We start from the raw sequence: 22,093 nt of genomic DNA, 5'->3' as shown, positions 1-22,093 counted from the left end.
AAAAAAATGACGATCTCTTATACAATCATTGATAGCGACAAAGATGGTACCCCACGCTTTTCCAGAGACCGGATTGCCGATTTTCTCCACGAACATCTGGACCAATACGGTGATGCCCGGGAAGCAATTTTAAAGTGTATCGGGTACGCCTATGGAGATGGCCCGGGACAGGATGGATTTGTTCTTGTTGCACATGAAGGCAATGAAATTCTGGGCGCTGTAATTATCAACGACACAAACATGGGAGACTACATCCCTGAACATATTCTGGTCTATATCGCCGTGCATTCCAAAACCCGCGGCCAGGGGGTAGGGAAACAATTGATGAAAAAGGTTATTGAAGCAACCGGAGGCGACATAGCGCTTCACGTTGAACCGGATAATCCGGCCAGGTTTCTTTACGAAAAATTCGGTTTCACAAACAAATATCTTGAAATGAGGCTGCATAAATAACAGTGATCAGTATGTCAGTGCCAACAGTATGACAGTGAATCATGAAAAAGATTTTAAAACATTAACAATCCAATACTTTAACACTCTAACACACTGTAGCCCTGACACACTGATCACCTGACACACTGAAGAAATATGGCTTACGTAAAACTTTATCGCAGCGAACTTCGTCACAATTACGAGTTTCTTGACGGGCTGTTCAAACAACATGGCGTGAAGTGGGGTATTACCACAAAACTGCTGTGCGGAAACCGTGCGTTTTTGAATGAGGTGATAGAACTCGGTATCGGTGAAGTACATGACTCCCGGATCAGTAACCTTCGTACCATCAAGGAGATCGATCCCGATACACTTACTATCTACATCAAACCTCCTCCGAAAGATGCCGTGCCGGATGTAGTACGGTACGCTGATATCAGTCTCAATACGGAGCTTTCCACGCTTCACGAGCTGTCTGATGAAGCTGTAAAACAGGAGCGGGTCCACAAGGTTATCATCATGATTGAAATGGGCGACCTGCGGGAGGGAGTGATGCGTGAGGATCTGATTCAATTCTATGAAAAGGTATTTCGTCTGCCCGGCATTGAAGTAGTAGGACTGGGAACCAACCTGAATTGTCTTCACGGAGTGATGCCGGATGGCGACAAGCTGATTCAGCTCGCTCTCTACAAGCAGATCATTGAACTGCGGTTTAAAAAGAAGATTCCGCTGGTTTCGGGGGGTACAACAGTTACCATTCCACTGCTTCTGCGCAATCAGCTTCCCACGGGCGTAAATCACTTTCGTGTGGGAGAGGCACTCTTTTTTGGGAAAAACCTGTTTACAGACGGCGTGATTGAAGGGATGAGTGACCAGGTTATGGAACTCTATTCACAGATTATTGAGATTTCGGAAAAGCCCATGGTCCCGACTGGCGACCTGGGGGTAAACCCACAGGGTAAAACAACACAAATTGCGGAGGACGACTATGGAAAAACGTCCTACCGGGCAATCATCGACATCGGTGTTCTCGACATTCAGCCCGATTATCTGATTCCCGTTGATGAAAACATAAAGATACAGGATGCCAGCTCAGATATGCTAATTCTGGATGTCGGGACGAATGAGAATGACTACAAGGTAGGCGATATGATCCGGTTCAAACTCAAGTATATGGGTGCACTCGGCCTGATGAGCTCAGACTACATTGAAAAGAGGATAGAAGAGTGATGAATGTGCGGGAACCCTTGGTAATTCTAAAAACGAAGGATAGAAACGAAGGATAGAAAGGTCCCTTTTCCCGTAAGAATCCCAATGGGAGAAGGGTCGAGGGGATGGCCCGTCATGTAGGGGATTCCTTTGGGGCTGAGCGTTGATTTGACTCAAATACTTAAAATTTGCCGTTAGTTTCACCACGATTCATTCCCCATTGCCCTCCGTCAGCCGACGGAAGGACACTCTTCAATAAACTCATATGTCGCCCCAAGAGGAATCACGCCAGAAAAAAAGAACAAACTTGTCAATACAATCATACGTTGAACGAAAGGTATTTTTACGGGATCTTTATTGAGTACACGCATATCTTTTCTGAGTAATGGATTTCATAAAAAAAACGTCAATTCATCCGGTCATTGCCCATCATCAAGAGTGTGAAGCCCTTGACCTGTCGAAGGGGTATGACCCGGTGCAAATCACCTCGTTTATTGAGCTGGGTGGACGAGCTGCAGGCGGATACAACGAAAAGCGGCCCGGCATGTATGTGGCAGCGCATTTTGGTAACCTGCGGAATATCCACATGGGCATTGATTTTTGGGCTCCTGCGGGAGAAACGGTATTTGCTATAGCCGAGGGGCAGGTTGTGTATACTGCAAATCATGCGTCCGAGGGCAATTATGGCGGAACCGTGGTACTGAAGCATAGGATTCAGGAGAAGGAAATCTTTGCCCTCTACGGCCACCTGTCATATCAAAGCCTGGAAAAATCGGTTCCCGGCAAGGCCTTATTAGCCGGCGACACGGTTGGCTGGCTGGGTGAACCGGCCGAGAATGGAAACTGGCCACCCCATCTTCATTTTCAGCTCAGTTACCAGGATCCGGGTGAAGCGGATATGCCGGGTGTTGTGTCTGAGGATGACAGGCAGCGTGCACTTAAAATATATCCGGACCCCAGAATTTTTCTCGGCCCGGTCTACTGACCGTCTGTAAAAAAAACGGGATCCCGAATAGCATGAGCGTAGGAATTTCGCCATAATTGGCATCTGGATTCAAAACTCAGTTACTTTGCCATCATGAAATACGCAATAGGAAAGTATGACTGAACCGGAACTTATTGACCTTCGAAAGCACCTCCATCAGCATCCTGAACTTTCCGGAAATGAAGAACAAACGGCAGCATTCATCAAACAGCGGCTGAAGGATCTGAATCCGGATGAACTTCTGACAGGATTGGGAGGTGCCGGCATAATGGCGAGATTTAATGCAACGGGCTCTGCACGGAAAACACTGATGTTCAGAGCGGAACTTGACGCTATAGCTGTAGAGGAAAGATCGGATCATCCGCACAGGTCAGTCGTTAATGGGGTGATGCACGGGTGCGGCCACGACGGACACATGATGATTCTGCTGGGTTTTGCACGTTGGCTTGCCGAAAACCGCCCCTCCCGGATCAATACCCTAATCCTCTTCCAGCCTGCAGAGGAAACGGGACGGGGCGCAGGCCGGGTTCTCTCAGACTCACGGTTTAGCAGCCTGAAAATCAGCCACGCATTTGCGCTGCACAACCTCCCTGGATATCCGGAAAAATGCGTCGTCCTCAGGGAAGGAGTATTTGCATCGGCATCGACGGGAGTGGAGGTTGGATTCCGAGGGCAATCCAGCCATGCGGGCTATCCTGAGCAGGGTATCAATCCGGCAGGGCATATCGCTGAACTTATTGAGGAAGCGGAGGCGCTGTTCCGCAGCTTCAGAAATAAAAACAGCCTAAATAAAGCCGTTTGCACCTACATCCGGATGGGTGCGCGCGCATTTGGTATTAGTCCGGGAAATGCGAAAATCGGATTTACCCTCAGATCGCCGCATGATGATGCGTTGAATGAGGCACTTGAAGATCTCGGGGAGCTCATTAACCGGGTTTCGGAATCGTTTGACGGCAAGACTGAAGTAAATCACAGAGAGCCGTTCAGCTCTACTATAAATGATTCCGCGGGTGTGGAGTGGGTTCGAAAAGCCGCATCCCAGGCAGGGTTGAAAGTGCAGGAAATCGAGGAACCTTTTCCATGGAGTGAGGATTTTGGAGCATTCCGGGAGCATTGCCCTGTTACCTTGTTCGGGGTGGGCTCCGGACTAAATCATCCGCCGCTGCACTCCGAAAACTACGATTTCAACGATCGGCTGATAGACCCGGGAGTAGAACTTTTTTCACAGATTATTAAGTTGTATGATCGGGATATAAAAAATGACAGAAAAGAGATCCGTACATGACTGATAATTTATCCGACTCCCTTGAACCATCCTATATTGAACTCAGCGAAGAGGCGCTTCTTCAGAACATTCAGTTTTTAAAAAGCTGCCTCAAGCCGGGCGTCAAGTTATCAGCCGTGGTGAAGGGAAATGCGTATGGTCACGGCATCTCCACGTTCATGCCTATTGCAGAGCGGGCGGGCATCAGCCACTTTTCCGTTTTCAGCGCACAAGAGGCAAGAGTGGTGCTTACTCACCGGGAAAATCACGATACCGGGATTATGATTATGGGAATGATCCGTGACAGGGAGGTGAAATGGGCTATTCAGAATGGTGTTGAGTTTTATCTCTTTGAAACTGAACGCCTGAAAGCGGCAATTGGTCAGGCAAGAGAACTGGATATAAAAGCCCGCATCCATCTTCAACTTGAAACCGGAATGAACAGAACCGGTTTTGAGGAATCTGAGTGGGAAGAGGTATTCACCATGGTCAGGGAGAATGCGGATGCACTGGAACTTCGGGGTATCTGTACTCATTTTGCGGGCGCGGAAAGCATGGCGAACTACTACCGTATTTTGAATCAGAACAGGGAATTTGAAGAGGCCCTTGTGCTGGCTGAAAAGGTATTTGGCAGCAAGCCGTTGGCACATGCTTCAAGTTCTGCCGCATTGATGACATTTCCTGACTTTCAGTACGATATGGTGCGCGCCGGTATTGCACTTTACGGATTCTGGCCCAGCCGCGAAACCTTCATGAACTACGCAAAATCTAACGGACTCGAAACTCAGAACGACCCTCTTCACAGGGTGATCTCCTGGAAAAGTGAGGTGATGAGCACCAAATGGGTGGAGGAGGGAGAGTTTATCGGGTATGGAAATGTCTATCTCGCCGGCCGTCAGATGAAAATTGCAACAGTACCCATAGGCTACACCCATGGGTTTGGACGGAACCTTACCAATACCGGATTTGTATTGATTCGGGGTGAACGCGCTGCTGTGGTTGGACTTGTAAACATGAACATGATCACGGTTGACGTAACCGATATCGAAGGTACCACGAAAGGTGATGAAGTTGTCCTGATCGGGTACCAGGGCGACGATGAAATTTCAGTGGCTTCCTTCGGAGAAATGACAAACAACCTGAACTATGAAGTATTGACGCGGCTCCCGTCATCCATACCCAGATTCTGGGTCTGAACCGAGTTTTGTTCTTTTTTACAATTTTGGGAGATGCGTGTTCCGTTAATTAAAAAAAGAGCGAGTTTTACGCGGGAATCCCTTAAAGGATGAGGTAGGAGTTAATAAATAAGCCTGCCCTTCTTTGCTCAGAGGGCTTGGGTTTGTTTGTTTTACTTTGCTATGTACAGGTTTGTGAGCTAAAACGTATCAATCTTTGAGCCTTGCTGACAGCCAGAGAAAATCTGCGTTACACACAGCGAAACTAAACGTACGTCTCGCACTGTTTTTCAATAGCAGAGTTAAGCCCTTCTGAAAATTTTAGATGAAGATTCAGTAAAGGGAAATTTCAACACAGCTGTCTATGCATAAAATTGTAAAATCAAATTATCCGGCGGAACGCTTCGAATGAATCCTGATTTTACATAAAATGTATATGGATTTTTGTCGTTTATAAATATAATTGCCGTAAAGGGCTCCAAATCACTCAGCCCGGAGCCAACAGTTTGAATGCACACATGAAGGTATTCTTATCAACTTTCTATTTTATCCTGTTTTTTTGGATATCTGTAGTACCTCTGTACGCAGATGGAATTCAAAACAATACGGACAGCTACCTGGTGGGAAAAAAAGCCGCGGCAGACGGAAACTACAGGGAAGCCGCTGAAAACTGGATATCCTATGCTGATTCCCTCTCATCCCCTGAGTACAGGGTAGGCCATGAGCTGATACTGATGGTCACCGGTCACCGCCTCACAGATTACTACGAGCGCACATCACAGATCTACTTGAAAGGTCTCGAAGATCCGGATATTAACGACGAAGAACGCAAGCTGCTGCTGAATGATCTCTATTATATAAAGTCTATGCTGGGACGTCGCGAGGAGAATACCGTTCGCGATCAGATCGAGGCTCGCAATCCGGATATTTACCGATTTTTTCAAAATTTCTGGAGAAACAAGTCCCTTACCCCTTCCGATCCGTACAACGAGCGGTTGATGGAACACTGGGAAAGGGTTAATTTCGCCCTGGAAAACTATAGTACGGTGGCACGTGCGCCCTACGATGACCGCGGTGACATCTATGTCCGCTTCGGGGAGCCTCAGCGAAAGCGTGACGGTATCTTTATGTACAACCCCGGTTTTGCAAACTACCTGGTTGCAACCCGTATGGACGACGGCAGGGGATATGGAAGTGCATTGGACAATGCCGTAAACACAACCGCATATCTGAACACGCTCTACCGTGTCGTTGATTATCACCAGTATCCTGCCTTTGAAGTGTGGGTGTACTATGGTCTTTCAAATACTCCCGATAACTCCGTGTTCCTATTCGGGAATCTATATGGTGGTGCACAAATGTCTCTCAAGCAGTCAGTCGATGATTTTATCCCTTCGGCAGCCTACAGCACCACGGAGCGGAATAACACAGTTTCCATGAATATGATCGAAGAGGAAACGGAAACAACCACCTCATCCAACGGGGGAGATGATGATACGGAGACTGATGTTCTGTTTGAATCGGCGGAAACAGGAGTTGGTAATCCTGAACAAATTCCGCCTGCACTGATTCTCCAGATGATGTACTACAGGCAGCTGGCCAGCCTCGACCCGTTCTTCAGCGGCAGATATGAAGAGATGCTTAATCGCTACGAAAATACATCAATGCGTCTTTCCAGGTCTATTGCAAGACAGTTTCAGCAGACAAATGCCGCGCAAACCCTCATCACAAAGCGGGGAATGCCGGAAGAAAAAAGTTCTACTGGTAATTTTATTTATGAGCTGGATACCAGCATACACGCCTACAGGTTTGCCGACGAAAACCTGAACCCTGTTCTAAGGCTGTATGCAGAAGAGGACATGGATGAAGTGATCACGTTTGAGGAGCTCAAAAAGAGAAACGACATGGGAGATATCCGCTACGGTGACTATCGCCTTGTACGTACTGTGCGCCTGATGGATGATAATACTACTGCCGTATCAGAGCACAGCTTCAGTTCCGGGTTTGACTCAACGGGCGTTAACGCTTTGACTGAAGAGATTGTTGAGATTCCCTATGAAGAGGAATCTTCATCCGTGGAGCTTATAACCGAGCTCTATGATGAGACTGAAGGAGGCCGCAGCGAGATTCTGGAAAATTCTACGGTGAGGAAAAACCTGAAAGGTGTCGGACGTAGTAATACACCGGTAGCAGAATTTACACGAAAGGACGGCTTTTTTATATCTGATGTAATCATCGGGTATGTAAGTAATGATGAAGAAGAGCGATTCTCCATAGCTCACGACAGGATTATTCCGGAGGATTCAATTCTGCGAATCTATTACGAAGCCTACAATCTGCCGGTGGATGAAAGCGGTCTTTATACATACGCCCTTACCTACCGCCTGAAGCGGGATCGCAGTTTAATGGGGCGCATTATTCGTTTCGGGGGCGGAAGCGAGACATCTATGACGGTCGACAATACCACAGACACATCTCGGTTCGACCAATATCTGGAGATCGTTAGCGATCAGCTCAAAAACGGGAGCTACACGCTCGAATTATACTTCACCAATCCCTCTTCGGGAGAAGAGCTTTACAGTGTAACACTTCCCGTTGAGGTTGATTGACCCGGGGTTTGATATGTGATGGGAGATGGACGATGAGTGATGTATGAAGTTGTGCCAATCCATGGATAAAGTGTGTTTTTTATATATCAAACCTGCAGCATGAACCATGATGATATCCGATCGGAGATTGGAGATCTTTGATTCAGGTTATGCCCAGCACCCGGATACATGTCGAGGGGTTGTGGGAAGGTTGTTCCAAATGAAACGTGTGGAGCTCCCTCCATGCGCTCGCTCGGCTTGCTTAGTCGGGATGACTGGGCGGCAGGGGTAACAGCGGCGGCGCACCGGAACCCAAAACATATGAACAGATCTTTCCCGCGCCGCCAATGCCATGCGAATGCCTCACGCGCTGAAAGCGCAAAATCATCAGCCCCGTGCGAAGCGCGGGGAGATGATGCACCATCGACCCAACCCCGAGGCTGGATTTTAATCAACGTCGGGGTTTTTATCGAGAGGTTGTGGGAAGGTTGTTCCAAATGAAACGTGTGGAGATCCCTCCAAACGCTCGCTCCGCTTGCTTAGTCGGGATTACAGGCGGCAGGGGTAACAGCGGCGGCGAACCGGAACCCCAAATATATGAAGAGATCTTTCCTGCGCCGCCAATGCCATGCAAATGCCTCACGCGCTGAAAGCGCAAAATCGTCAGCCCCGTGCGAAGCGCGGGGAGATGATACGCCTCCGACCCAACCGCGAGGCTGGATTTTAATCAACGCCCGGATATTTTTCGAGGGGTTTATGGAATGAATTCGTAATGGATGCATGCTATTTATTTCAATGATCTTTACCTGCTACTTTTGAGTGATCAAAAGTAGCCAACGCCATAGGCATCCCTGCGGGGAAATCACCGACGGGCAGATCCTCCGGCGGCAGCTCCCTCTGTTGCGCTAAAGAAAATCAATGGTCCATATGGTTCGTCTCCTTTGACCAGATCTCACCGGTATGATTTTCTTCTTAACGCTTCACTTTGGGATCTGCTGATCACCGGATGATCTGCAGGCGGAAAAAGAATGGATGTGAGATGAGCGATGAGTGTTTTAGAAGTTTCCGGAATTGTACCGCCCCCCTCTAAACTGGACAAATCTGAATATTGTAGCCTAATTCCAACGCCGGAGGCGTTAAATATCAATAGCCCCGGGTGAAACCCGGGGTAGGATGGTGCACCCATTCTGGTCCCGAGGCCGGTTATTGATCAACGCCCGGATTCTTATCGAGGGGTTACGGGTATGACCTGATAACTGGTTCCCAATCCCGAAGAACCATTCACCCGGCACCCTGCACCCGTATGATCTCTGATTGGAGGGTAGTGATTGGAGATCTCTGTTCTATCTACACTTTGTAGCCTGCTGCGTGTAGTTCGCAGTCCCGAGATTTCGGGATAGCAGCCAGTCTTGTCTTTTTTTCATCAATGAGGCAATCTGTCGCACTAAGTCACATAAACCCTATAGCTGAGCTTTGTACCTGTTCCATATCGGAAAGCGTTTCCATTCGTCATAGATGAAAAGAATTAATGACTTATGATTTGATATTATGTCACACCGTTACAGATGAAGTGCCCTCTGTGGCTCTCAGTAATTATTGTGTTTGCTCTCAATTTTTACATCTTTTTTTTAAACACCGATAGCTTTTTGCAATCAAAATAAATCAATTCAACAATTAAACATTAAATATAGTAAATACATGTATATGTATTAAATACAACAGATTGCTTAATACGGCTGATCTTTTGTAAGAGAAGTTATTATAACGTTTTAGGGAAAATCAGGTTATCAAACAGAGTTTACAATATCGTCACATGCAAAAAATGAGGGCTTAACATTTATTTTCAGTCAGATTTTTCCTTAATTGTAACTTGTTCGTGTTGGGATATATGCTCACGCGCTCATCTTAATTAGACCAAAACATAAATTAAACTGAGGTTACGTATGTTAAAAAAGTTACTGACCGTATGTATTATGGTCTTGCTTTCTGCTCAGATTGCCTTTGCGCAAACGGGTAGGATCGCGGGACAGGTAACAGATGCTGAAACCGGGGAGACGATACCCGGTGCCAACATTCTTGTCACAGAACTGGAAAGGGGTACTGCCAGTGATGCGGACGGGAATTATGAAATTGCAAATATCCGGCCGGGTACATACACGATTACCGCAACATTTGTTGGGTATCGTGCATTTCGCCAGGCTATAGAGGTAAATGCGAATCAGACAACCACACTGAATATCGAGCTTGAGATGGGTGCCATCGGTCTCGATGAGCTGGTTGTTTCCGGTTACGCAGTTACCACCAAGCGTGAGCTAACCGGTTCGATATCATCTGTGCGATCGCAGGATATCGAAGACGTGACGCTGCAGAACACGGAAGGCCTTCTACAGGGCCGTGCTGCCGGTGTTACGGTAACCACCACATCGGGTAATCCCGGCGGAGCGTTTCGCGTGAATATTCGCGGTAACGGTTCGGTAAACGCTGCCAGCCAGCCCTTATATATTGTGGATGGTGTGCAAATCTCTTTTGCACAGCAGTCGGGTCTTACCAGTACCAGTCCACTGAACTCACTGAACCCCAACGACATTGAGTCGATCGAGGTTCTTAAGGATGCCTCCTCAGCCGCTATTTACGGCGCTGAAGCAGCTTCCGGTGTAGTCATTATCACTACCAAGCGAGGCCAGCAGGGCCGCACGCAGGTAACGGCACGAGCCGAAACCGGTGTCCGCCGACTGGCAAGCAACGTAGACTATATTAATCCGGATCAATATGTAACCTACATGGCCGAAGGTCTTGGATACCGACAGGGCTTTACCCAGGTAGCTGATATGGATGTACCAGCTCTTGAAGATATTTATAGAAACTTCTTCCTCGGCTTCTTCGGTGAAGATCCCAACAGCCCGGAGGGCAGCGGACAGCTTGCCAATACCGACTGGCAGGACTTTATCTTCAGCGATGGTGTAACCCAGCGTTACAACATTTCGCTTTCAGGCGGGGATGATGCTACCACATTCTTCCTGTCAGGTGGATTTGAGGATACGGAGGGTACCGCCTTCAATACCGACTTTACCCGCCTCAATATCCGGACCAACATTGACCACCAGGTGAGCGAGCGGTTCCGTACGTCTCTGAACCTGAACGCTTCGCGAAGCACGCAGTTTGGTGTGTGCCAGGATGGTAACTTTATCAACTGTCCGCCTTCCCAGGCGATGTTTGAAGCTCCGATGAGCTTCCCGTTCAACAGAGACGGAAGCTACAGCGGTAACACACGTTTCGGCCGACCATTCAACCCGGCTGTAGTTCGTGACGAAGTAGACAGAAACGTATCGGTTATTCAGATTATTTCTAACCTGAACCTTACCTACCGAGCCGCCGACTGGCTTACGGTAAATGGCCTTGTTGCCGTGGATTACAGGAACACCGAAGACGAGCAGTGGAGATCTGCGATTGCAGCTCCCGGTCAGGGCGGATGGACATCGTTTGCCAATCGTGGCGTACGTAACTTCAACACCAACCTGGTTGCTAACATGCGTCAGACGTTTGACGGCGTTCACAATGTATCCGGTATTATCGGTACCGAGTATCGTCGTGACTACTCTGAAAGCCAGCTGACACGCGGTGAAGGTTTCCCCGGCCCGTTCTTTAAAGTGCTGAGCGCTACGGCGACTCCTGTACAGGCCGCCGGTGTTCAGAACGAATGGAGACGCGGAAGCTACTTTGCCAACGCCAAGTATAACTACAATGAGAAATACTTTGTGAATCTGGTTGCCCGCTATGACGGTCACTCACGATTTGGTAATGAAACACGCTGGGGTTTCTTCCCCGCCGGTTCGGTTGCATGGAGAGTTTCTGAAGAGGACTTCTTCAATGTAGATGCAATTGACGAGCTGAAACTGCGTGTTGGTTACGGTATCACCGGTAACTCCAACATCGGTAACTTCGCCTCCAGGGGCCTCTACTCAGCGGTTGGGTCCTATCAGGGACAAACCGGCCTGCGTCCAACGCAGCTTGCCAATGCGAACCTGAGCTGGGAGGAAGCCAGTGAGCTGAACATCGGGCTTGACTACGAACTTCTGGAAGGGCGAATCTTCGGTTCTATTGATGTATACCAGAAAGACAACAACGAACTGCTTTTTGCACGGCCTCTGCCAAGCGACAGTGGTTTTGGATCGATTACGGAAAACATCGGTAAGACACGAAACGAAGGAATCGAATTTGAAATTAATACGGTAAACGTAAGCACCTCCGACTTTACCTGGAGTACACGGTTCAACGTGGCCTTCTCGGATAACGAAATCCTTGAACTGCCTGACGGAACCGACATCAACGAAGACAGCGTATTCGGCTCTCTGAAAATCGGTAAGCCGATCGGACTGATTCAGGTGCCCCGATGGGCGGGTGTAAACCCTGCTGACGGACGGCCTATGTGGTATGACGGTGACGGCAACATCACCTACAACCCGGTTCAGACTGAAGATGCGATCGAGTACAAGGATGGTGTGGCCAACACCGTGGGTGGATTTGGCAACACTCTGAACTACAAAGGCATCACACTGGATGCATTCTTCCAGTTCAGCTTCGGCCAGTGGGCATTTGCCAACACCGATTACTACTTCACGCTGACTCCTGACTTCCTGATGCAGCTTTCAGAAAATGTATTGGATCGCTGGAAAGCACCTGGTGATATCACATACTATCCGAGAGCGATGAACGCAGGACCGGATTTTGCGGAAACATCGAATTTCCGAACTACACTCAGTACCAACTCAATCGACAACGCAAGTTACATCCGGTTGAAGAACATTTCACTGAGCTACAATATCCCCGCGCGCCTCACACAGCAGATCGGCCTGAACAATGTTCGGGTATACGCATCGGCTATCAACCTGGTTACCTGGACAGGCTGGAGATGGTACGATCCTGAAGTAGCAGGCTCGCAGACCGACATATTCAATAACCTGGTTGCAGCGTCGTATCCGACCGAGCGACAGGTGAATGCGGGTATTGAAATTCGATTTTAATCCAAATCAGAAATTAGGTACACAAAATGAATAAACTTAAACTTATAACGTTCACAGTCATCGGAGGTCTTCTGATCGCCGTTGCGGGCTGTAACGACATACTGGAAGATGTGGAACCCTCCACTTCGGTTTCGGGTGAAGTAGTTCTCACCTCTGAAGAAGGAGTAAATGCGCTTCGTACATCAATGTATAACAGGGTGATAGGTCAATTCGACTATTACACAGAGTACTTTGTGGCACCCAGCGCATTTACCGACGAAACACGTAACCGTCCCGGTTCAACCCGATACCAGGGATTGAATACTGCGGAAGGTACATTTGGAACCACGCACATTGCCAGCTGGGGTTCGCACTATGAAGTGATACAGGACGCGAACCTGCTGATTGGCGCCATCCCCGATGGTGTTCTGGATGCTGCCACGCTGAACCGTTTTCGCGGTGAAGCCCTGGCCATGCGCGCATTCGCCATGCACAACCTTGTAAAAGTATACGGCTATGAGCCGGGCAACTTTGACCAGGGTGAACTGGAAGGTAACTGGGATGCCGGCGTGATTATCCGTACCGAGCCGACCATTGACCTGTCGGATGCGGATCTTCGTCCGCGCTCATCGGTTACCGATGTGTATGCCCAGATTCTACAGGATCTGAGCGATGCCAAAGGTCTGCTTGCGGGCGTAAACGCCAATAACACGTTTGTAACCGAAGCGTTTGTGGATGCACTCAGCGCACGCGTAAATCTTTACGCTGGAAACTGGGGCGCGGCCGTTACATCGGCACAGGCTGCCATCACCAACAGCGGACGTTCACTGGCGAGCACAGCCGGTGATGTTGCCGATATGTTTGACGAAAACATCGGCGGCCATCCGGAAGCGATCTTTAAAGGGGTTGTTAACCCGGATACAGAAGGCGGCGGCTGGGGTAACAGCGGACCCGGTACTTATACATCCACCGGATTCCTGGCACAGCTTCCAACACAGTTTGTCGTTGACAAATATGAAGCCGGTGATTTCCGTCTTGGCTGGTACCGCGATTGTGCCGCAGCGCAACGCATTGCATTGAATCAGCCTACAGGCTGCGCAGATATAAATACCGGTGGCTTCTCGCTTGTGAAATTTAACGGCGATAAAGGAAACCACGTGGATGATCTTCCCTTTATCAGGATCTCCGAGATGTACCTGATCTGGGCGGAAGCAGCTGCCAAGGATGCCAACGATCCGAACGCGGCGGCCGGCCCGCTTACCACACTTCGGGATGCACGTAACGCCGGTGCTGTACCTGCGTTTGCCAGCATCACGGAAATGGAAGACTTCGTTCTGGATGAAAGAATAAGAGAACTTGCTCTCGAAGGGCACCGTTTCTACGACTTGAAGCGTCTTCAGCGCGACATTCGTAACCCGGACGGTACAATCAAGATGTTTGCTGACTCGTATCGTATCCTTCCGCAGATTGGTTCTGGCCTGATAAACGTCAACCCCGAGCTGGTTGAGAATCCGGGCTACGAATAAGAATTACATCATCTAAAAATCTCTAAATCATTTATCCGATGAAGAAAAAAATAATCATACTAGCATTATTGCCGCTTATGCTGATGGGCTGCGACAGCCTGTTCGATGTAGGCGATACAGATAAGGTTTATGACGGCCCGCCACTGCTTGGATTTTTTCCACTCCAGCAGGAAGTAAGCCAGGCTGACGGTACGATCACGGTTGAAGTACAGCTTATAGCTGAACAGCGAACCTCCGATCTACCTGTAACATTTTCCGTAAATGGCAGCTCTACTGCCGTAGCGGGAACGCACTTCAACATCACAACACCTTCTCCGGTAACACTTGCTGCCGGAACAAGTACAGTAGACATTGAAATCGAACTCATTGACGGCAGCCTGAATGCCGGCGATGATTCAGTGACACTGATACTCGATATGGAAGGAACCGCAGATGTACAGGCAGATCCGAACCTGGATCAGTCACGAACATTCATTGCTCCGTAATGGGGTAAATGTTCAGATAATTGAAAGCCGCGCCTCCAAAAGGCGCGGCTTTTTTTATGAAATGAGGTAAATTGCCTTTTTTAAAAAATGAATTGTTATTTGTTAACGTTACCCTGTACAATGAATAATGACATTGTCTCCAATCATTTAAAAACACATGTTGAAATACAGTTTACTTTTTACACTCTTGGCTGCTGTTTTAATCAGTTCATGCATATCCTCCGCCAATATCACGGACGAAAAACGATTTGGTATTCTTTTTGAGGCCGATAAGGTTGGCGAAGACCTGACCATAGGTGATCAGGCAGTTAACATCTCCGAGTTCAAGTTTGCACTTGGTAGCCTCACCCTCACAACTGAGGATGACATAGCTTTTGAAACGGTAGAGCGAATTACGGCCCTTATCTTTGCCTATACGGAAGAGCTGATTCAGGAACGACTTATTATCGAAGTGGGCCTCGGAATCAACAACGACCTGGCATTTAACAGGTACACCATGTTTCTGGAACCCGTAGAGGATCGATCGTCCATATTTGACGATGATTTTTTTGGCGCAGATGAGAATTATTCAGTGATTATCAAAGGTACGATCGGGGAAGAGGAGTTTGAGTTTAAGTCCAGCGCAGTATTTGATAAAGAATTTTCCTTCAACCGGGTAGAGGTGGATGCGATGAACGAAACGCTGGTACTGAGAAAAACCATTGATCTTGAAGATCTCTTTACCGATTCCAACGGCGATTTTATTGACCCTCGGGTTTCTCAGAATGAAGTTCCGTTGATCAACAGCGTGCAGGAGAATTTGCAGCTGAGCGTTACTGCTGAAGATTTGTATTGATCTCGGGGGGGATTGATTTGAGATGGACGATGAGTGATGAGTGATCCAAGAAGTTTTCTGAAATAAAGAATGTTGTCAAATGAAACGTGTGGACCCTCCATGCTTTCGCTCCGTTTGCTTAGTCGGGATTACAAGCAGCGGAGTGTAATAGCGACGGCGCACCAGAATCCCAATTAAATGAACAGATCTTTCCCGCGCTACCAGTGCCATGGGAACAACACAGGCACTGAATCTGCACTAATCAATAGACCCGTGCTGAGCGCGGATCAGAATGAACTCCCATCCCAAAAACCTGCCCAATCTGTGGACCGGTCATTTCACGCCTCAGCTGTGTCAATTAAACGTTAAATACGGGCCGGAAAGGGCTTACCCTGATAATCTGGTTGAATGCATCAAGGATCAGATTGTTGTATGTACGATTCTGATTCTGCAGGGAAAGTGTCGCTGTAGAGTTGATTTTACCCCAGGCAATTGCATCTCCTTTCTCATTGTCCCAAATGAGATAGTTGGTGTCAAAACGAAGACGCCGCTCCATGGTTCCCTCATGACCCGCATAGGACCCACCGCCTAGCTGAACCTGAAAGGGAGTAAAATAGAACTGATCAAGAATGATCGTAAACCGGCTTTGCGTCTGAGAATCCGATAGTGAAGTTCCTTCAGCCGGGCTCAATATGGAGAGATTTCCTTCTTCGATATTGTAATTGCGAACTTCGAAAGGATGATCAAGCAGCGTGAGCCCATTCAACCTGCCTGTAACAGGTGTGGCTGTGCTGGCAGATAACAGGTTGAGCAAATTTCGTTCGAAAACACTTTTCTCTTTGGGACGCAGTGCTCCAAAGGAGTGGTCCGGGAAATCGTCATACAGATAATCAAGTTCAATTGTAAGCAGTGATATCGAAGCATTATCCATTGACAGGTCTGAATCTTCGATCAGAACCTGATTGCCATTTCCTGAACAACCTGCAATGAACAGGACAGTGGTTAGAATCGAAATTTGTATAAACCTAAGCAGCATTGTGTAATTGATGAATTCTTTAATTGAATATTGTTATTTAGCAGAGAGCGGCCAGACAACGTTATTTCGGGGTTTTAGTGCATTGTCAGGCTGGAGCCCATTGAAACCGGTGCAGAATTTAACATTTTCAAAGGATGTTAAACTATTGAAGTTTCTGATTTAACAAAATTTAAAAATAAATAATGCGTTCGCGGAAAGAAAAGTTCATGACAAATAAAAAAACAATCCGGCATGAACAACCGGATTGTTTACTATCATAAATAGGTATATCGGCAGGTCGGCTTAACCGGCAAGCTGATTATAGTGGTTGAAGAATCGCCGCAGATCCTGAGGTGAATCAGGATTCAGGTTTTGACTTTCAAAGAAGCTGCGCATCTCATCCTGATGAGAATTTAGCGCCCGGATAAGGTTACGCTCATTAACACGTCTCATTCTGTCCGTCTCGCCGTTTGAATGGGTATAAAAACGGGTATTGTCGATATATTCATCCCGCTGAACGGCTGTACCGTACGTTGCAACGGCCTCCTGAAAGTTTTTCTCATATTTGTACAGAGCAGTAACATCGCCTTCAGAAAGTACGAGCACAAATTCGTCGGGATCAAGCCCGCTGGCTGAGAATCCCTTTTTAAATGTTAAACTTTCCCCGTTGGAGGTGAAGGTAAACTGTTGAATACCCTCCGAAGGTATAGCCAGGATTGTGGAGTTGTCGGCGTATTCCACCCTGTTTTCATAAATGTTGAAATTCATGGATAATTCTTCGGTCTGCCGTCCATTGTGCAGTGTTACCCTGCCTGTACGAAAGCCTTCATAAAGATAGGGCGAGCCAATGGTTTCCGTTTCCTGTTGCACCACGATCAACGACCTGTTTTCCATCATTTCCTGAATCTCTTCCTGGGTCACATCGGTAGTTTGTGCGTGAACAGATGAACCGTATAAAACTATGCCTGAAACAATTAAAAGTATCGCGGTTATCTTTTTCATATAAGGTTTTGATAATGTATTCATAGTGAAACCGATGAAACGGCGTTGGTTTAAATTTGAAAACTATGGTAATAGGATTTGAGGTTAGATACAAGCAATAAACGAAGCGAATGAATTTTTATTACTGATACATCTATAATGATAGCAAACGTTTATCTGATCTCGGTTATCTTTCCATTGAAAGATTTTAGTCCACAGTTTAAGCGCATAAATCGATAGGTGCGATAGTTCATATTTTCATTTTATATGGATTGGTATTAACTCGTACTGTCCGCACTGCAGACATTTTTTATTGTATAAAGCATCTTTCTACTGAGATGTATTATCATGAAACCGAGAAGGGATAAGTCTGCACAAGTCACTTCTGATCGTCATGATCGGTTGGGCATGGCCAAAAATTTACCGGGCCAGAGCAACAATATTCCCGGTGTTGATCCTTATTTTAGCTTAATGTTCAAAATCGTTACCTCTTATAAAAGATGAGTGTGACGAAGAGCTGCTTATGCTTGATGAAGTACAGCAATTTGGCTTTTTTCTCATCCATCATCTACGGTTCTGCAAGGATATATCAATTCACCATACCGCATAAATGGTGCGCACGAAGGCACGAGCGGGCTCTTCTCAACAATCTGATAAAAAGCATCCGAGAGCAGATTCGAATACATATCCGTAGGGTTTTGTGTGGGATACATCAATCGATCAGATGTAACTTTACCCCATGCAGCAGCCTCACCTTCTGTATTGTCCCAAATCAGATATCTGGTTTCAAAATACATAAAGGTCCGGTTTTCGCTCTCATGGCCTGCATAGGAGCTGCCTCCGCCCTCAACCTGAACGGGTTTAAAGTGAAACTGATCGAGAATCAACACAAACCTTGAAACCATACTGCTGTTTGAGAGAGTGGTTCCGTATATCGGAGAGACAATTAAAAGGCTATCTTTTTTTAGTGGATAGTGTCTGAGTTCAAATTGTGCGGATTGAAAAACCGAACTGTCTGCGACCCCTTTCACTTCTGCTCGTGTCTGTTTTATTAATATGGTCGCAAGCCGGCTGTCGAAAAGCACCTGCTGTTCGGGCAAAAGCGAACCAAAACGATGGTCTGGGAATGTATCGTAAAGGTCTTCCCGGTCGATGGTGAGAATGGAGACGGTGGCATTTGCTATTGGCTTACGGTACTCCTGATCCAGAAACTGATGATGTGTGCCAGATACACATGACCCAAACAGAAATACTGCAAAAATGAGCAGCAAATATCTTTTCATATGATTCATCACATTGTTAGCGGACAATCGTCAACCCCGATTTAAAAAAGGGAAAAACCGGATCATTTGGGGCTTTTGCAATCTAACCAATGGACGCTGGATATTCTACTGTCCATCGGAGAGCATTTCAAACCATTATCTGGCACTCAACCGGCGTGGGTAATTCTACCGATAAGATTCAGTTAATACCTCTTCAACAATCCGCCTGGATGTATTCGTTTGTACCACTGAGCCCAGTTTCATAAGGAAATGATAGAGTCCCAGATGGACCCGGGTACTGTAGATAAAGTGCTTGTTGCCCCTTGGCTCATTCGCCAGCGGAGCATTCTTCGTATAACCGCGTATGAGGTCTCTGTATTCTGTATCCCCGAAATCGAACGTATCACCACGGTAGGGCATAGCAAATGCATAGCCGTAGTGGATGCAGAAATCATAAAAACGCTTCTCTTTCGGGTTTGTCTCAGGATCGTCCAGGATCACATCGAGCCGGTAATAGAGCTCCCTGATGGCCTCTTCATCCTGTGCAAGATGAGTGGGAAGCAGGCACAGATAGTCCATCAGAAAATCGTTTGGAAATGATTTCACGCACCCATAATCGATCACCCCAAGCTTTCCGTCGGGTGTAAAAAGAAAATTGCCGGGATGTGTATCGGCGTGTATTTCATCCAGGTCGCGTATCTGGTTATGGAAGAAGTCCCAGAGTAGCTGACCGAAGTGGTCTTTTTCCTCCTGTGACGGATTGCCTTGCAGAAACTCATTCAGGTGTTGCCCTTCAATGAAGCTCATGGTAAGCACGCGTTCGGATGAGAATTCAGGAAGCCACTCGGGCGTTATCACATTTCCGTTTGAAAACCGTTTGTGAAAGCGATTTATGGATTCGCCCTCTGCAATATAATCAGTCTCATTCAGAAGCGTCTCTTTCACCTCCTGGATGTATTCATCCAATTTGGCTCCGTCGGATACCAGCCGTTTAAAAATAGATCCGGCCAGTGCAATGTCGGATGAAATGGTATCCCTGACTCCCGGATACTGAACCTTCACCGCCACGGGTGTTCCGTCTTTTAGTATTGCCTTGTGAACCTGACCGATCGAGGCCGCGGCCACAGCTTCCGAGTCGAACGACTGAAACAGCTTTTCCGGGTAGGATCCGAGCTCCCGCTTAATAATTGATCGTACCAGCGACCGGTTGATTGGTGGCACCTTATATTGTGCCTGAGTCATTACATCCGAAAACTCTTCAGGAAGAAAACCCTGGTCCACGCTGAAGGATTGTGCAATTTTTAATGCTGTTCCACGCAGTTTGGTAAACTCCCCAAACACCTCCCGGGCTGTCTTGCGATGAAGTTCGGTGCGGTCGTTCTGTTTGCCGTTTCCGGTAAGGTTTTTCAAGTAATGGCTTGCATAATTCGAGCCTACCTTGATGCCTGTTTTGGCAAATATGCGGCCTCTCTGAAATTTTGAGGATGGAAAATCACTCATGTGCAGGTTCTCTTTTATTGTTTGTTGATGAAGAAGTCATGCATTCGGACAGCGGGGACTGATAGTAGAGAAATTTTGCCAGATCAAATCCTTTTTCGGCAATTTGCGAGTAGAAAATTTCTTCTGTCAGGGCACTCCATTTATCAATAAGCGCCATGGTATTTTCATAATTTCGGCTCTCGTCCCGTTTCCAGAAACTGATCAGGCCTGTAAATTGATAGTAGAGAGATTGGTAAAGAAAACGATTTATAAACGGGGCCGCAGTTGCGGGAATCCTGTGATCATTTTCGAAAATGTTTTGGAGTTCCTGTCTGTACTCCTTTGCAAATGCAGATGTACGAAAATATGAGTATTTGCTTCGTTTGAATGTCTGCAGTACGAATTCACGCTGTTCCTGAAATTGGTCAGCCAGCGAAAGGTGCAGTGCCGACAGTTTTTCACCCAATGTATAAGAGGAATAGTCGTCGAGGGATCCGGTTTCATCCCTGAAGCGCAGCATTCTTGACGAGTAGTAGTACCTGAGTATAGAGCTGCGGTTTGGAAACAGGTCAAAAATATCTGCTGATTCCATATCCAGTTCCTTTGCCAGCGACCGTATTGTAAAGCGCGGATTCTCCACGAAGCGTTTGGTTGCCGCTTCTGCAATGGTTATTCTCTTTTCTGTTTCTTTATCCATGATGCACTGTTTTCAAATTATTTTGAACGCCCCGCCGTTCGGTCAGGTTGCTATGGGGTAGAACAAAGTTTATAACCGATAAGGTTCAGATGAACAATATAACGTCGGCCGTGCGTGTTCAGCATAAGCGCGACATACTTTTTTTAAGTCTTGTTGGAATTTTCCTGACATCGCTGGTGCTCGGGAATATTGTTGGAACAACAAAATTCATTACGCTGTTCACCCTTGATCTTCCGCCGTGGCTGCGCGAGATAACGCCCTCACTTGTTCGCGACGGCAGTATATATGTGATGAGTGTTCCCGTGGGATTGCTGGCATATCCCTTTACATTTCTGGCGACCGATCTGATTTCTGAACTGTTTGGCAGGAAGAAAGCGCAGCTTGTGGTATGGATTGGGTTTTTCGCCAATTTGTATATGATATTCATCATATCGGTGGGCCATTGGTTTCCTGACACCTATGGAGTGAGCGGCGGATTAAATTTGTTTGAGGGTGTATATGAATTTGTGATAGCCAACACCGTATCGAGCATGATAGCCTATCTGATTGCGCAGTCCGTTGATGTGAGGCTGTTCCATTTCTGGAAGCGGCTTACACGCGGCAAGTATTTGTGGTTGAGGAACAACGGTTCTACCATGTTCAGCCAGCTGATAGACAGTACAACCATATTGAGCATTCTCTATTTGTCGGGGAACCTGGGTGAGAACATTACCACGATTGGCGCTTTGGTGATATTGATTTTGAACTCATACATATTCAAATTTTTCTTTGCGCTCTTTGATACCCCGCTGGCTTATCTGGGTGTGTGGTTGTTCAGGGATTTTGAGGAGGATCCGGACGGGTATCGGCTCTATGAGAGCGAAAAAGTTGTTGCAGATTGAAGGGGAATCGCGGTTTAAATCGAACCGGCTGAATGTGGAAAACTTTTCAGAAAAAAGTAGGTGAAACAGGTTGACATGTATCGGGTATAGCCCCTATATTTATGATCCTTTCGAAAAAACGAAATGCTTGGTTCAAGATAAGATTTGAGGCGGTAGGTTCGTTATAAGAAAGATGTTCTTTTGACATACTGTAAGAGATAACCAGATTGTTTGATGGGTTTTTGGGTTGAGCTGTTTATTGGATATTTAGGATATATACAATGGAGAGTTTGATCCTGGCTCAGGACGAACGCTGGCGGC

General features: G+C 47.0%; 16 protein-coding genes. 11 read left to right on the top strand and 5 right to left on the bottom strand.

Going from position 1 to position 22,093, the window contains the following annotated elements:
* The first annotated feature begins 6 nt into the window (after positions 1-6).
* From DDZ15_RS14310 to DDZ15_RS14265, 10 genes are all read left to right on the top strand, one after another.
* Entirely contained in the window at positions 7-453 is a 447-nt protein-coding gene (locus DDZ15_RS14310; RefSeq protein ID WP_109648022.1) for a GNAT family N-acetyltransferase, read from the top strand.
* A gap of 135 nt (positions 454-588) precedes the next feature.
* Complete coding sequence (locus tag DDZ15_RS14305) at positions 589-1,662, top strand: alanine racemase (RefSeq protein WP_109647808.1); 1,074 nt, start codon at positions 589-591, stop codon at positions 1,660-1,662.
* A 364-nt stretch (positions 1,663-2,026) separates the two neighbouring features.
* The gene (locus DDZ15_RS14300; protein ID WP_109647807.1) at positions 2,027-2,626 is read left to right on the top strand and encodes a peptidoglycan DD-metalloendopeptidase family protein; all 600 of its coding nucleotides are present in this window, start codon (positions 2,027-2,029) and stop codon (positions 2,624-2,626) included.
* A 115-nt stretch (positions 2,627-2,741) separates the two neighbouring features.
* The gene (locus DDZ15_RS14295; RefSeq protein ID WP_109647806.1) at positions 2,742-3,911 is read left to right on the top strand and encodes an amidohydrolase; all 1,170 of its coding nucleotides are present in this window, start codon (positions 2,742-2,744) and stop codon (positions 3,909-3,911) included.
* Positions 3,908-5,086, top strand: coding sequence for an alanine racemase (gene alr / locus DDZ15_RS14290; protein ID WP_109647805.1), 1,179 nt, complete (start codon positions 3,908-3,910; stop codon positions 5,084-5,086). The genes DDZ15_RS14295 and alr overlap by 4 nt, the downstream gene beginning before the upstream one ends.
* 497 nt (positions 5,087-5,583) lie before the next feature.
* Positions 5,584-7,674, top strand: coding sequence for a GWxTD domain-containing protein (locus DDZ15_RS14285; protein ID WP_109647804.1), 2,091 nt, complete (start codon positions 5,584-5,586; stop codon positions 7,672-7,674).
* 1,922 nt (positions 7,675-9,596) lie between these two features.
* Entirely contained in the window at positions 9,597-12,674 is a 3,078-nt protein-coding gene (locus tag DDZ15_RS14280; RefSeq protein ID WP_109647803.1) for a SusC/RagA family TonB-linked outer membrane protein, read from the top strand.
* A 26-nt stretch (positions 12,675-12,700) separates the two neighbouring features.
* On the top strand, positions 12,701-14,179 hold the full coding sequence (locus DDZ15_RS14275; RefSeq protein WP_109647802.1) for a RagB/SusD family nutrient uptake outer membrane protein: 1,479 nt from the start codon (positions 12,701-12,703) through the stop codon (positions 14,177-14,179).
* A 38-nt stretch (positions 14,180-14,217) separates the two neighbouring features.
* The gene (locus DDZ15_RS14270; protein WP_109647801.1) at positions 14,218-14,664 is read left to right on the top strand and encodes a Calx-beta domain-containing protein; all 447 of its coding nucleotides are present in this window, start codon (positions 14,218-14,220) and stop codon (positions 14,662-14,664) included.
* 157 nt (positions 14,665-14,821) lie between these two features.
* Positions 14,822-15,499, top strand: a complete 678-nt coding sequence (locus DDZ15_RS14265) for a hypothetical protein (RefSeq protein ID WP_109647800.1) — start codon at positions 14,822-14,824, stop codon at positions 15,497-15,499.
* Positions 15,500-15,836: 337 nt separating this feature from the next.
* On the opposite strand, the gene DDZ15_RS14260 is transcribed toward DDZ15_RS14265, so the two are convergent.
* The 5 genes from DDZ15_RS14260 to DDZ15_RS14240 all read right to left on the bottom strand — a co-directional run bounded on the left by DDZ15_RS14260 (position 15,837) and on the right by DDZ15_RS14240 (position 20,912).
* Positions 15,837-16,514, bottom strand: coding sequence for a hypothetical protein (locus DDZ15_RS14260; RefSeq protein WP_109647799.1), 678 nt, complete (start codon positions 16,512-16,514; stop codon positions 15,837-15,839).
* Positions 16,515-16,796: 282 nt separating this feature from the next.
* Positions 16,797-17,495 carry a hypothetical protein gene (locus tag DDZ15_RS14255; RefSeq protein WP_146198603.1) on the bottom strand — a complete coding sequence of 233 codons (699 nt, stop codon included), beginning with the start codon at positions 17,493-17,495 and terminating at the stop codon, positions 16,797-16,799.
* A gap of 536 nt (positions 17,496-18,031) precedes the next feature.
* Positions 18,032-18,757, bottom strand: a complete 726-nt coding sequence (locus tag DDZ15_RS14250; RefSeq protein ID WP_146198602.1) for a hypothetical protein — start codon at positions 18,755-18,757, stop codon at positions 18,032-18,034.
* Positions 18,758-18,922: 165 nt separating this feature from the next.
* The gene (locus tag DDZ15_RS14245) at positions 18,923-20,236 is read right to left on the bottom strand and encodes an ABC1 kinase family protein (protein WP_109647796.1); all 1,314 of its coding nucleotides are present in this window, start codon (positions 20,234-20,236) and stop codon (positions 18,923-18,925) included.
* Complete coding sequence (locus tag DDZ15_RS14240; protein WP_109647795.1) at positions 20,229-20,912, bottom strand: hypothetical protein; 684 nt, start codon at positions 20,910-20,912, stop codon at positions 20,229-20,231. Before DDZ15_RS14240 ends, DDZ15_RS14245 begins: the two co-directional genes overlap by 8 nt.
* 89 nt (positions 20,913-21,001) lie before the next feature.
* On the opposite strand from DDZ15_RS14240, the gene DDZ15_RS14235 reads away from it, so the two are divergent.
* Positions 21,002-21,793: a queuosine precursor transporter gene (locus DDZ15_RS14235; RefSeq protein WP_109647794.1), complete on the top strand. Its 792-nt coding sequence runs from the start codon at positions 21,002-21,004 to the stop codon at positions 21,791-21,793.
* Positions 21,794-22,093 lie beyond the last annotated feature (300 nt).

Source organism: Rhodohalobacter mucosus, from assembly GCF_003150675.1.
Lineage (GTDB): Bacteria > Bacteroidota > Rhodothermia > Balneolales > Balneolaceae > Rhodohalobacter > Rhodohalobacter mucosus.
This window is presented reverse-complemented; position numbering and strand designations above follow the sequence as displayed.

Excerpts from the sequence above, each read along its gene's own strand:
- DDZ15_RS14250 (WP_146198602.1), bottom strand. The coding sequence starts at position 18,757 with ATGAAAAGATATTTGCTGCTCATTTTTGCAGTATTTCTGTTTGGGTCA.
- DDZ15_RS14260 (WP_109647799.1), bottom strand. The coding sequence starts at position 16,514 with ATGCTGCTTAGGTTTATACAAATTTCGATTCTAACCACTGTCCTGTTC.
- DDZ15_RS14265 (WP_109647800.1), top strand. The coding sequence starts at position 14,822 with ATGTTGAAATACAGTTTACTTTTTACACTCTTGGCTGCTGTTTTAATC.
- DDZ15_RS14285 (WP_109647804.1), top strand. The coding sequence starts at position 5,584 with ATGAAGGTATTCTTATCAACTTTCTATTTTATCCTGTTTTTTTGGATA.
- alr (WP_109647805.1), top strand. The coding sequence starts at position 3,908 with ATGACTGATAATTTATCCGACTCCCTTGAACCATCCTATATTGAACTC.
- DDZ15_RS14240 (WP_109647795.1), bottom strand. The coding sequence starts at position 20,912 with ATGGATAAAGAAACAGAAAAGAGAATAACCATTGCAGAAGCGGCAACC.
- DDZ15_RS14275 (WP_109647802.1), top strand. The coding sequence starts at position 12,701 with ATGAATAAACTTAAACTTATAACGTTCACAGTCATCGGAGGTCTTCTG.
- DDZ15_RS14245 (WP_109647796.1), bottom strand. The coding sequence starts at position 20,236 with ATGAGTGATTTTCCATCCTCAAAATTTCAGAGAGGCCGCATATTTGCC.
- DDZ15_RS14305 (WP_109647808.1), top strand. The coding sequence starts at position 589 with ATGGCTTACGTAAAACTTTATCGCAGCGAACTTCGTCACAATTACGAG.
- DDZ15_RS14300 (WP_109647807.1), top strand. The coding sequence starts at position 2,027 with ATGGATTTCATAAAAAAAACGTCAATTCATCCGGTCATTGCCCATCAT.
- DDZ15_RS14255 (WP_146198603.1), bottom strand. The coding sequence starts at position 17,495 with ATGAAAAAGATAACCGCGATACTTTTAATTGTTTCAGGCATAGTTTTA.
- DDZ15_RS14270 (WP_109647801.1), top strand. The coding sequence starts at position 14,218 with ATGAAGAAAAAAATAATCATACTAGCATTATTGCCGCTTATGCTGATG.
- DDZ15_RS14235 (WP_109647794.1), top strand. The coding sequence starts at position 21,002 with ATGAACAATATAACGTCGGCCGTGCGTGTTCAGCATAAGCGCGACATA.
- DDZ15_RS14280 (WP_109647803.1), top strand. The coding sequence starts at position 9,597 with ATGTTAAAAAAGTTACTGACCGTATGTATTATGGTCTTGCTTTCTGCT.
- DDZ15_RS14295 (WP_109647806.1), top strand. The coding sequence starts at position 2,742 with ATGACTGAACCGGAACTTATTGACCTTCGAAAGCACCTCCATCAGCAT.
- DDZ15_RS14310 (WP_109648022.1), top strand. The coding sequence starts at position 7 with ATGACGATCTCTTATACAATCATTGATAGCGACAAAGATGGTACCCCA.